This is a genomic window from Tsukamurella sp. NPDC003166, assembly GCF_040611135.1.
Classification (GTDB): Bacteria; Actinomycetota; Actinomycetes; order Mycobacteriales; family Mycobacteriaceae; genus Tsukamurella.
In genome coordinates, this window is sequence record NZ_JBEXNL010000001.1 from 172,120 (window position 1) to 183,028 (window position 10,909).

The window sequence follows — 10,909 nt, forward strand, 5'->3', positions numbered from 1 at the left end:
CGGTGCCTGCGCAGGCTTGTCCGCGCGCACCAGCCCATCGAGAGGTTCGGGGAACGATGCCGGGTGTCACGCGGGCTTGTCCGCGCCCACCAGCCACATGGAGAAGTACTGCGAACCGCCGCCGTAGGCGTGGCCGAGTGCCTTGCGGGCACCGTCGACCTGGTAGTCCCCGGCGCGGCCCATGACCTGCTTGGCGGCCTCGGCGAACCGAATCATGCCCGACGCGCCGATGGGGTTCGAGGACAGCACGCCGCCGGACGGATTGACGGGGAGCTCCCCGCCGATCTCGGTGCCCCCGGACTCGGTGAGCTTCCAGCCCTCGCCCGTGGGCACGAAGCCGAGGTTCTCCAGCCACATCGGCTCGAACCAGGAGAAGGGCACGTAGATCTCGGCGGCGTCCACCTGGCGGAGCGGGTCGGTGATGCCGGCGTCCCGCCACAGGGCGGCGGCGGCGTCCTGCCCGGCCTGCGGGCTCACATGCTCGCGGCCGGCGTAGGCGAGGGGCTCGGTGCGCATCGCGGTCGCGAGCACCCACCCGACGCGGTTGCCGGTGGCCGCTTCCGATGCCTCGGCGGCCTCCTCGTCGCCGAGCACGATGGCACAGGCACCGTCGGACGACGGGCAGGTCTCGTCGAATCGGATGGGGTCCCAGAGCATCTGGGACGCCTGTACCGACTCGAGCGTGATGTCGGGCTGGTGCAGGTGGGCCAGGGGGTTGCGCGCGCCGTTGCGCCGGTCCTTGACCGCGACCATGGCGCCGACGTGGTCGGGCGCGCCCGACCGCCGGATGTAGGAGCGGACGTGCGGCGCGAAGTAGCCACCGGCCCCCGCGCCGACGGGCACGGTGAACGGAACCGGGATCGACAGCGCCCACATGGCGTTCGACTCCGACTGCTTCTCCCACGCCACCGTGAGCACCCGCTTGTGCACGCCCGACTTGATCAGGGCGGCGGCGACGGCAGCGGTGGACCCACCCACCGAGCCCGCGGTGTGCACGCGCAGCAGTGGCTTGCCGACCGCGCCCAGAGCGTCGGCGAGGAACAGCTCGGGCATCATCACGCCCTCGAACATGTCGGGCGCCTTGCCGATCACGATGGCGTCGATGTCGGCCATCGTGGTACCGGAATCGAGCAACGCGGCGTCGACGGCCTCGCGGATCATGCCCGCCATGGAGACGTCGGCGCGTTTGGCGCGGTGGTGGGTCTGGCCGGTTCCGAGCACGGCGGTGGGCTTACCCATCACTTGGCCTCCATCACGGCGATCAGGTTCTGCTGCAGGGAGTGTCCGCTCGTGGCGTGCGCCAGGACGCGTTCCGCGTCGCCGTTCCACACGGCGCGGGCGGCCTCGCCGATTCGGGCGAGGCCCGCGGAGAACATCGGATTCCCCACGAGCGCACCGCCGGACGGGTTGATCCGTACGTCGTCGTCGAGACCGATCGCCCTGCGCAGGATCAGCTCCTGGTGGGTGAAGGGCGCGTGCAGCTCGGCGAGCTGCACGCCGTCCGCTCCGGCGGCGCGGGCCGCGACGGTGGTCGACGGCGACAGGGTGAGATCGCGCGAGCCCAGTGCGGGCGAGTCGATCCGGTGCTCGAGCCCGGTGATGAACGCGGGGTTCTCCCGGATCTCGCGGGCGCGCTCGGCGGAGGCCAGGATCGCGACCGCGGCACCGTCGGTGACGGGCGCGATGTCGTGCCGGCGCAACGGATCCGCCCACAGCGGCTCGCCCAGGAGCGTCTCCGCGTCGACGGTGCGCGACACCTGCGCCGCGGGGTTCGTCGTCGCGTCGGTGAGGCTGCGCGCGGCGACCGCGGCCATGTCGGCCTCGGTCCAGGCACCGGCGTCGATGCCGGCGCGGGCCTGCAGCGCGGCGACCGACACCGAGTCGGGCCACAGCGGTGCGACGGTGTACGGGTCGAGCTGCATGGTCAGCGTGCGGCGCAGCATGCCCGCGGAGGACTTGCCGAAGCCGTAGACGAGCGCGGTGTCGATCTCGCCGGTGCGGATCTTGACCCAGGCCTCGTACAGCGCCCACGCGGCGTCCATCTCCACGTGCGACTCGTTGATCGGCGGCACGGCCCCGATGGAGTCGATCGCCGCGATGAACGAGAAGGCGCGTCCCGCGAGGTAATCCGACGAGCCGGAGCACCAGAATCCGATGTCGGACTTGGTGAGACCGGTCTGGGCGAAGACGTCGGCGAACAGCGGGATCAGCATCTCCACGCCGTTGGTGGTGGTCTGGTGGGCCCGCAGCCACGGGGTGGCGGCGTAGCCGACGACGGCGACGGAGCCGTCCGGATCGGTGCAGGTGCGTGTGCTCACAGGTGCTTCTCGTAACTGGAGTAGGGGGCGTCCGGCTCACCGGTCGGTTCGAAATGCGAGATGTTGCCTGGACTCTCGGTCCATTCCTCACGCGGCTTCCACACGGCGCGCACGCGCAGACCCATCCGCACCTCGGACGGGTCGCAGCCGAGCACGAGGTGGAGGAACGGTATGTCGGCGCCGTCGATCAGCACGTAGGCGGCGACGTACGGGGGCTTGATCCGCTGCCCCTGGAAGGGCACGTTGACCACGCAGAAGGTGGTGACCACGCCGGTGTCCGGCAGGTCGACCTCCTCGGTGGTGGGGATGCCGTCGATCGGGCAGGCGTTGCGGGGCGGCACGTAGACGTTCCCGCACTTCCCGCAGCGCTGGCCCAGCAGCCGGCCCTCGGCGAGTGCCCGCAGGTAGCGGGTCTCGGGCTCGGAGGCGGAGTGTTCGAGGGTGAGGGAGACGGGGGCGACCAGCATCGTCACCGGATCGCCCGACGGTGCCGCGACCTCGGGGACGCCGTCGCCCTCGCCGGGGACGAAATGCGTGATGTCGCCGATCGCGCCTGTCGTCTCGGCGGTCCAGCGCGCGTGCACCCGCATGCCGGTCGAGATGTCCTCGGGGCCCGCGACGTCGACGGCGTGCAGGAGGGACGTGTCGGCACCGTCGAGCCTGATGAGCGCGTACGCGAAAGGGCGGTCGAGGGGCTGACCGTCGACCGGATGCGCGTTCCAGGTCCAGCTCGTCACCGTGCCGGTGTCGGACACGGGCACGACCTCGGCCAGCGGGGCGTGCGTGTCGGGGTCGAACTCGAGCGGGGGCACGTGCACCCGCCCGGCGGCGTCCCTGGTGCCGACGATGCGGCGCGCGCGGAGGTTCGTCATGAACGCGCCCAGCACCGGTCCGAGCGACCGGGTGTAGTCGAAGGACAGGTGCATCGGCGCCGAGAGGGTCTGCGGTTCTGCGGTCACCACCCGAGTGAAACATGTTCTAACTTTTTGGCGCAAGGGTATCCCGGAAATGGGATTGAGCCCCTACCGTGGAGACGATCGCACCGCACGAGAAGGCGGTGTTCCGCAACGATCCACGAGGTGTTCCATGGACGATCTGCATCGCGAGCCGCTCGCCGGCGACATCCTGCTCGGCTCGCTCGAGGCCTACCCGGACAGGACCGCCGTGCATGTCACCGGTCCGCAGGGCGATAGCACGCTCACCTATGCGCAGGTGCGAGACGAGGTCAGCCGGTACGCCCAGGCGTACGCGTCCTTCGGTCTCGGCGCGGGAAGCCCCGTCGCGATGCTGTCGGGCAATCGGCACGAGGTGCTGATCGCCCAGTCCACCAACCTGATCACCGGCGTCCGCTTCGCCGCGCTGCACCCGATGGGCTCACTCGACGATCACGTCTACGTCATGGAGGACGCGGGGATCGAGACCCTCATCTACGACCCGCGCCTGTACGAGCAGCGTGCCGCCGACCTGCGTGAGCGCGTTCCCGGCTTGAAGACGCTGCTCTCGTTGGGGCCCACGGACTCCGGCATCGACCTCACGGCGGTGGCGGCCGGCTTCGAGCCCGGACCGCTCGCGGCGCACACCGCCGACCCGTCCTCGACCGCGAGCCTCGCCTACACCGGCGGCACCACCGGCAAGAGCAAGGGCGTCATGCTCAGCTACTCGGGCGGCGCGGCGCTGCTGCGCATCCAGCGCACGGAATGGGAATGGCCGCAGGAGATCCGATTCCTGGTCTGCGCACCGCTCAGCCACGCCGGCGGCGCGTTCTGGAACCCGACGTCGATGTCCGGCGGTTCCATGGTCGTGCTGCCGCGGTTCGAGCCGGAGGCCGTGCTCGCGGCGATCGAGAAGTACCGGATCACCGCGACGATGCTCGTGCCGACCATGATCTACGCGCTGCTCGACCACCCGAAATTCGACGACTACGACCTCTCCAGCCTGGAGACCGTCTTCTACGGCGCGTCGGCGATCTCACCGACCCGGCTCACCGAGGCGATCGAGCGGATCGGGCCCGTGTTCTTCCAGTTCTACGGCCAGGCCGAGTGCCCCATGACGATCGCGGTGCTCCGCCGCGGCGACCACGACCCGTCGAAGCCGGAGCGGCTGGCGAGCTGCGGCAAGCCCGTCCCGTGGGTGAATGTCGCCCTGCTCGACGATGCCGGGCGCCCCGTCGAACCCGGTGCGCCGGGGGAGATCTGCGTGCGTGGCCCGCTGGTGATGCAGGGCTACCTGAACAAGCCGGAGCAGACGGCCGAGGCCACCGAGCACGGCTGGCTGCACACCGGCGATGTGGGACGGTTCGACGACGAGGGCTACCTGTACATCGTCGACCGGAAGAAGGACATGGTGGTCACGGGCGGGTTCAACGTCTTCCCGCGCGAGGTCGAGGACGTCATCTCGACGCACCCGTCCGTCGCGTCCGTCGCGGTGATCGGCGTACCCGACGACAAGTGGGGCGAGGCCGTGAAGGCCGTCGTCGTGCCGCGCGCGGGCGCGACCGTCGACGTCGAGGAGCTGCGCGACCTGGTCCGCGACCGCAAGGGCGCCGTCTACACCCCGAAGACCGTCGACCTCGTCGAGTCGATCCCCGTCAGCCCCCTCGGTAAGCCGGACAAGAAGGCCCTGCGCGCCCAGTACGCCTGATCACCGCAATTGAACGCTGTTACGGAGAGGAAAACCGCAGGTCATTTGCTCCGTAACAGCGTTCAATTGCGGGATCAGCGGCCCTCGAAGACCGGCTTGCGCTTCTCGGCGAAGGCGCGCGGGCCCTCCTTGGCGTCCTGGGAGAGGAATACCGGCAGGCCCTCCTTCGCATCGATCGCGAAGGCCTCCTCCTCATGCATGCCCTCGGTGGCGCGCATGGTGCGGAGCATCGCCTGCACGGCCAGTGGGCCGTTCGCGTTGATCAGCTCGGCCAGCTCCAGCGCCTTGTCCAGCGCGCCCCCGTCGGGCACCACGTGTCCGATCAGCCCGTACTCCTTGGCCTCGGCTGCGGTGATGTGCCGGCCGGTGAGCAGGAGGTCCGCCGCCACGGTGTACGGGATCTGCCGCGGCAGCCGGACGGCCGAGCCGCCCATGGGATAGAGGCTCCACTTCGCCTCCGAGACGCCGAACTTCGCGCTCTCGCCCGCGACGCGGATGTCGGTGCCCTGCAGGATCTCCGTGCCGCCGGCGATGGCGGCGCCCTCGACCGCGGCGATGAGCGGCTTGCCCGGGCGGCGGCCCTTGATCAGGCCGGGGATCCGGGCCGGGTCGAAGGCGCTGCCCTCCTTCATCGCCTCGCCCGGGTTCGACTTCGCCATGTTCTTCAGGTCGGCCCCCGCGCAGAACGCACCGCCCGCGCCGGTGAGCACGGCGCTGCGGATCCCGGGGTCGGTGTCGATGCGATCCCATGCGTCGCTGAGGATCTGCAGCATCTCGCCGGTGAGTGCGTTCTTGCGCTCCGGCCGGTTCATGGTGATGAGCAGCGTGTGTCCGCGCTGTTCGACGAGCGCGTGCGGGGCGTTTGTCATGACTGAGGCTCCTTCGGTCGAGGACCCTCACCGAGACGAGGATCGGCAAATGCGGGAATCCGCTTCCATGGAACAGTAACAGGTTCTAGTTTGGTGGAAAGATCTCTTCAGGAGGAATTCCATGCGCACACCCCTGTGCGACGACCTGGGCATCGAGTACCCGGTCATCGCGTTCACCCCGTCCGAGCACGTCGCCGCGGCGGTCTCCCGTGCGGGCGGCCTCGGCGTGCTCGGCTGCGTCCGGTTCAACGACCCCGACGAGCTCGACGCCGTCCTCGACTGGATGGACGCCAACACTGACGGCAGGCCGTACGGCGTGGACGTCGTCATGCCCAACAAGGTGCCCACGGAGGGGAGCGCGGGCGATCTCACCGAGCTCATTCCCGCCGAGCACCGCGCGTTCGTGGAGCGCACCCTCCGCGAGCTCGGGGTGCCGGAGCTGCCCGACGGTGCCGCCGGGGCCGGGGTGCTCGGCTGGCTGCACTCGGTGGCCCGCTCCCATGTCGATGTGGCGCTGAAGCGCCGGATCGCGTTGATCGCCAACGCCCTCGGCTCGCCGCCGAAGGACGTCATCGACGCGGCGCACGAGCACGGCGTCAAGGTCGCGGCGCTGGCCGGCCGGGCCAAGCACGCCCGCGCCCACGTCGACAACGGCGTCGACATCGTCATCGCGCAGGGCTATGAGGCCGGCGGTCACACCGGCGAGATCGCCTCGATGGTGCTGCTGCCGGAGATCGTCGACGAGGTGGGTGAGGACGCCACGGTCGTGGCCGCGGGCGGCATCGGCTCCGGCCGGCAGATCGCCGCCGCGCTGACCCTCGGCGCCGAGGGGGTGTGGATGGGCTCCTACTGGCTCACCACCACCGAGTATCTCGAGACGCACACGAAGTCGCAGACCATGCAGGACGCCCTGGTCGCCGCGACGAGTGCGGACACCGTGCGCACCCGGATCTTCTCGGGCAAGCCCGCCCGCTTGCTCAAGACCCGGTGGACGCAGGCCTGGGAGGAGCCCGGCGCACCGTCGGCCCTGCCCATGCCTCTGCAGAACCTCCTGGTGGGGGAGGCGCACAGCCGGATCCACGCCTCGGGCGATCCGTCGGTCGTCGCGATGCCGGTCGGCCAGATCGTGGGCCGGATGAATGCGGTGCGGCCCGTCGCCGAGATCATGGCCGAGCTGGTCGGCGAGTTCGAGGATGCCGTCGACCGCCTGAACCTGGCACGCTGACCCCATGGGAAACAATCAGCGCGGCCAGATCCAGATGTCCGAGGCGGAGGTCGAGGAGTTCCTCGAGCGCAGCCGGACCGCCACCATCGCCACGGTCGGTTCCAGCGGGGTGCCTCACCTCGTGGCGATGTGGTACGCCGTGATCGACGGCGATCTCTGGATCGAGACGAAGGCGAAGTCGCAGAAGGTCGTGAACCTGCGCCGCAACCCGGCGATGAGCGCGTCGATCGAGTCGGGCCGGTCCTACGATCAGCTCCGCGGCGTGACGTTCGAGGGCACGGCCGAGATCGTCGAGGACGAGGCGACCGTGCGCGCCGTCTGCGAACAGGTCTACGAGCGCTACTTCGGCCCGTACTCGGAGGAGCTCAAGCCCGCTATCGACGCGATGATGAACAAGCGCGTCGCGGTGCGGCTGCGCGCCGACCGCGTGCGCAGCTGGGACCACCGCAAGCTCGGGATGCCCGAGATGCCCGTGAGCGGATCGACCGCGGCGTTCCTGTAGGGGGCGGGCGTGCCCGGATCGCATGCACAGCGGAATGATTCCACCGGCCTCGTCGAACTCAGCCCGTGCGTCGGGGGGCTCGTCCGGACCTGGTCGGACGACGGTGCTTCCCGCCTCTGGTCGGTGCCCGACGACGCGTGGATCCGCGACGCTCAGGCCACCGGCCGGATCGGACGCGCATCCCGCAAGGAGAACCGGTACCGCGAGGCGGCGCGCCTGAGCGAGTCCGACGGTGCGCTCCTCGTCCGTCCTCGAGGCCCGATGCGGGGCGCCGACGGGAACCTGACCATGGCCGAGCAGGTCGTCGCGCTCGGGCCCGAGAAGCGGCCCTCCCGGTCGACCTTCGAGGACTTCCGCGAGGTGCTTACCCGTGCTGTCGAGCACTGCGCCGCCACCGACGAGTACCTCGTGGTCGAGCGGGGTGCTCGGGACGCCGGACGAGAACCCTTCTGCCTCTTCGCGGTGCTGCCCGCCGGGACGGAGCCGGGCGTTTTCGTCACCGTCGTCGAGACCTCTCCGCCGCCCCGCGATTCGGACCTGTGGGCACCCTACGTCGACGAGTGGGACCGGACCGCCACGATCAGCGCACCGTCGGGCCCGGAGACGGTCGCGACCGCCCCGACGGTGATGATCGAGGCGATCAGCCGCTGGGACATCGACCCCTGGGACCTCGCCTTCACCTTCGGTCGACGGTGACCGTCAGGCCCGGGCGGCCTCGACGAGCGCGCGCAGGGTCGGCTCGTCCCGGACCCCGCTGAAGAGCAGCGTCGTGATAGGGGAATCCCGCCAGAGCTCCAGACGTTCGGCGATCCGATCGATGGAGCCGAGCAGGGCGATGGAGTCCGCCAACTCGTCGGGGACCGCGTCGATGGCGCCGGCGCGATCGCCGGCGAGGAACTTCTCCTGCACGGCCACTGCGGCGTCGGCGAACCCCAAGCGGCCGATGAGGTCCAGGTGGAAGTTCGTCGACCTGTGGCCCATGCCGCCGATGTAGAAGGCCAGCGGGATCTTCGCCTGCGTGAGCGCCGCGTCGAGGTCGTCGGAGACGATCACCGACACGGTCGCGGCGATCTCGAAATCCGCGGAGCGACCCGCGAGGGACTCGCCGAAGACCGACTCGACCTGCTGCGGATCGACGAACAGCGGCAGCCAGCCGTCGGCGATCTCGGTGGACAGCGCCACGTTCTTCGGGCCCTCCGCACCGAGGAAGATCGGGATCCGCGGGCGGACGGGCAGCGCGATGGACTTGAGCGGCTTCCCGAGCCCCGTGCCGCCGGGCAGCGGCAGCGGGTAGTGCGGGCCGGCGCTGGTCACGGGCTCCTCGCGGGCGATGACGCGGCGCACGATCTCGACGTACTCGCGGGTGCGCGCGAGCGGCTTCGGGAAGGGACTGCCGTACCAGCCCTCGGCGACCTGAGGTCCGGAAGCGCCGAGGCCGAGCACGATGCGGCCGCCGGACAGTCCGTCGATCGTCAGGGCGTGCATCGCCGTCGCGGTGGGCGTGCGCGCGGGGATCTGCGCCACCGCGGTGCCGAGCTTGATCCGCTTCGTCCGCGACCCGTACCAGGCCAGCGTCGAGAAGGCGTCGGAGCCGTAGGCCTCCGCGGTGAACACGTAGTCGTAGCCGAGGCCGTCGGCGGCGACGACGGTGTCGGTGTGGTCCTCCGGCCCACGCGTCCAGTAGCCGAGGTTGATGCCCAGATTGAGATCGTTGACCATTCCTCGAATCTAGAACAAGTTCTAGGTTTTGGGTTACAGTTCGGTATGGCTTCGCCCACGCAGATTCAGCACACCCTGCCCGCGCGCGTCACGGACGAGCTCATCGAGCGCCTCACCGCGCTCGTGGTGGCCGACGGCAGTCGCGACCCGTTCACCATGACCGAGGTCTTCACGGGAGCGGCGATCGGCGCGCTCCCGCAGTCCACTCCGAGCGACGTGGTCGCGGCGTTCGACACCGCGCGCGAGGCGCAGCGGCAGTGGGCGCAGCGCCCGCTCGACGACCGGCTCGCCGTGTTCCGAAGACTGCACGAGCTGATCCTCGAGAACAACGAGCTCCTCGTCGATCTCATTCAGGGCGGCACTGGCAAGAATCGGCGGATGGCCTTCGAGGAGTCCTGCGACGTCCCGATGGTGATCAGTCACTACCTCAGGGCCGCGCCCAAGTTGCTGCGCTCGCGCCGTCGCGGCGGCCCCGTGCCGGTGCTGAGCAACTCGGTGGAACTGCACCGGCCCAAGGGTGTCATCGGCGTCATCGCGCCGTGGAACTTCCCGTTCGCGATGGCCCTCTCGGACGCGATCCCCGCCCTCATCGCGGGCAACGGCGTGGTGCTCAAGCCCGACAACAAGACCGCCCTCGCCGCGCTCTACGGTGTCGAGCTGCTGCGCCGCGCCGGCGCGCCCGACGGGCTGTTCCAGGTGGTCTGCGGCCAGGGGCCCGACGTCGGGCCCGCCCTCATCGACGAGTCCGACTTCGTCATGTTCACCGGGTCCAGCGCCACGGGCACGACGGTCGGCGAGCGAGCCGGGCGCAACCTCATCGGCTGCAGCCTCGAGCTCGGCGGCAAGAACCCCATGATCGTGCTCGACGATGTGGACCTCGACGAGGCCATCACCTCGGCGATCTTCGCCGTCTTCGCCAACGCCGGCCAGGCCTGCATGCACATCGAGCGGATGTACATCCACGACAACATCTTCGACGAGTTCTCCCGTCGCTTCGTGGCCGCCGCGGGCGCACTCAAGCTGGGCGCGACGTACGACTACGACCCCGACATGGGTTCGCTGGCCTCGCCCGATCAGTTGCGTCGGGTATCGGCGCACGTCGAGGACGCGCGCGCCAAGGGGGCCACCGTGCTGTGCGGCGGGCGGGAGCGCACGGACGTCGGCCCCGCCTTCTACGCCCCGACGGTGCTCACCGGCGTCACCCCCGACATGCACCTCGCGACGGCCGAGACCTTCGGCCCCGTCGTCGCCCTGTTCCGTTACTCGAGCGAGGACGAGGCCATCCGCCTCGCGAACGACACCCGCTACGGCCTCAACGCCAGCGTGTGGGGCAAGGATCTCCAGCGTGCGGCGCGGATCGGCGCACAACTGGAGGCCGGCAACGTGAACATCAACGACGGCTTCGCCGCTTCGTTCGCGAGCAAGGGCACCCCGTCCGGGGGATGGAAGGCCTCGGGGGTCGGTGTCCGGCACGGCGACGCGGGGCTGCTCAAGTACACCGACACCACCAACCTCGCGACGCTGAAGAAGCAGGTCTACGGCGTGCGTCCGGGACAGAACTACACGCAGTACGCGCAGCAGACCGTTCAGGTGCTGCGCTGGATGCGCAAGCTGCGCATCCGCTGACCGCGCGCCA

10 protein-coding genes are annotated in these 10,909 nt (G+C 70.1%); 5 read left to right on the plus strand and 5 right to left on the minus strand.

The genetic code is table 11. From position 1 onward, the window contains the following. Positions 1–66 precede the first annotated feature (66 nt). Genes ABZX10_RS00860 through ABZX10_RS00870 form a run of 3 tightly spaced genes read right to left on the minus strand, consistent with a single transcriptional unit; the run spans position 67 to position 3,244 of the window. Positions 67–1,239: a thiolase domain-containing protein gene (locus ABZX10_RS00860; protein ID WP_355533531.1), complete on the minus strand. Its 1,173-nt coding sequence runs from the start codon at positions 1,237–1,239 to the stop codon at positions 67–69. Continuing rightward, positions 1,239–2,318, minus strand: a complete 1,080-nt coding sequence (locus ABZX10_RS00865) for a thiolase domain-containing protein (protein ID WP_355533533.1) — start codon at positions 2,316–2,318, stop codon at positions 1,239–1,241. The genes ABZX10_RS00860 and ABZX10_RS00865 overlap by 1 nt, the downstream gene beginning before the upstream one ends. Continuing rightward, positions 2,315–3,244: an OB-fold domain-containing protein gene (locus tag ABZX10_RS00870; protein ID WP_355534061.1), complete on the minus strand. Its 930-nt coding sequence runs from the start codon at positions 3,242–3,244 to the stop codon at positions 2,315–2,317. Before ABZX10_RS00870 ends, ABZX10_RS00865 begins: the two co-directional genes overlap by 4 nt. Before the next feature lie 160 nt (positions 3,245–3,404). Between ABZX10_RS00870 and ABZX10_RS00875 the strand changes: the two genes are divergently transcribed. Beyond that, positions 3,405–4,958, plus strand: coding sequence for an AMP-binding protein (locus ABZX10_RS00875; RefSeq protein ID WP_355533536.1), 1,554 nt, complete (start codon positions 3,405–3,407; stop codon positions 4,956–4,958). 74 nt (positions 4,959–5,032) lie between these two features. Here the strand turns inward: ABZX10_RS00875 and ABZX10_RS00880 are convergent, their stop codons facing one another. Next, positions 5,033–5,827 carry a crotonase/enoyl-CoA hydratase family protein gene (locus tag ABZX10_RS00880; protein WP_355533538.1) on the minus strand — a complete coding sequence of 265 codons (795 nt, stop codon included), beginning with the start codon at positions 5,825–5,827 and terminating at the stop codon, positions 5,033–5,035. Between the two features lie 121 nt (positions 5,828–5,948). On the opposite strand from ABZX10_RS00880, the gene ABZX10_RS00885 reads away from it, so the two are divergent. Genes ABZX10_RS00885 through ABZX10_RS00895 form a run of 3 tightly spaced genes read left to right on the plus strand, consistent with a single transcriptional unit; the run spans position 5,949 to position 8,250 of the window. After that, positions 5,949–7,052, plus strand: coding sequence for a nitronate monooxygenase family protein (locus ABZX10_RS00885; RefSeq protein ID WP_355533540.1), 1,104 nt, complete (start codon positions 5,949–5,951; stop codon positions 7,050–7,052). A 4-nt stretch (positions 7,053–7,056) separates the two neighbouring features. Beyond that, a complete protein-coding gene (locus tag ABZX10_RS00890; RefSeq protein ID WP_355533542.1) occupies positions 7,057–7,554 on the plus strand; it encodes a PPOX class F420-dependent oxidoreductase in 498 nt (165 codons plus the stop codon). Between the two features lie 9 nt (positions 7,555–7,563). Beyond that, a complete protein-coding gene (locus ABZX10_RS00895) occupies positions 7,564–8,250 on the plus strand; it encodes a hypothetical protein (protein ID WP_355533544.1) in 687 nt (228 codons plus the stop codon). Between the two features lie 3 nt (positions 8,251–8,253). Here ABZX10_RS00895 and ABZX10_RS00900 read toward each other — a convergent pair whose 3' ends face one another. Further along, complete coding sequence (locus ABZX10_RS00900) at positions 8,254–9,273, minus strand: LLM class F420-dependent oxidoreductase (protein ID WP_355533546.1); 1,020 nt, start codon at positions 9,271–9,273, stop codon at positions 8,254–8,256. Positions 9,274–9,318: 45 nt separating this feature from the next. Here ABZX10_RS00900 and ABZX10_RS00905 point away from each other — a divergent pair, with 45 nt between their 5' ends. Further along, the gene (locus ABZX10_RS00905) at positions 9,319–10,899 is read left to right on the plus strand and encodes a succinic semialdehyde dehydrogenase (RefSeq protein ID WP_355533548.1); all 1,581 of its coding nucleotides are present in this window, start codon (positions 9,319–9,321) and stop codon (positions 10,897–10,899) included. The last annotated feature ends 10 nt before the right edge of the window (positions 10,900–10,909 follow it).

Excerpts from the sequence above, each read along its gene's own strand:
- ABZX10_RS00890 (WP_355533542.1), top strand. The coding sequence starts at position 7,057 with ATGGGAAACAATCAGCGCGGCCAGATCCAGATGTCCGAGGCGGAGGTC.
- ABZX10_RS00880 (WP_355533538.1), bottom strand. The coding sequence starts at position 5,827 with ATGACAAACGCCCCGCACGCGCTCGTCGAACAGCGCGGACACACGCTG.
- ABZX10_RS00860 (WP_355533531.1), bottom strand. The coding sequence starts at position 1,239 with ATGGGTAAGCCCACCGCCGTGCTCGGAACCGGCCAGACCCACCACCGC.
- ABZX10_RS00875 (WP_355533536.1), top strand. The coding sequence starts at position 3,405 with ATGGACGATCTGCATCGCGAGCCGCTCGCCGGCGACATCCTGCTCGGC.
- ABZX10_RS00870 (WP_355534061.1), bottom strand. The coding sequence starts at position 3,244 with ATGCACCTGTCCTTCGACTACACCCGGTCGCTCGGACCGGTGCTGGGC.
- ABZX10_RS00905 (WP_355533548.1), top strand. The coding sequence starts at position 9,319 with ATGGCTTCGCCCACGCAGATTCAGCACACCCTGCCCGCGCGCGTCACG.
- ABZX10_RS00885 (WP_355533540.1), top strand. The coding sequence starts at position 5,949 with ATGCGCACACCCCTGTGCGACGACCTGGGCATCGAGTACCCGGTCATC.
- ABZX10_RS00900 (WP_355533546.1), bottom strand. The coding sequence starts at position 9,273 with ATGGTCAACGATCTCAATCTGGGCATCAACCTCGGCTACTGGACGCGT.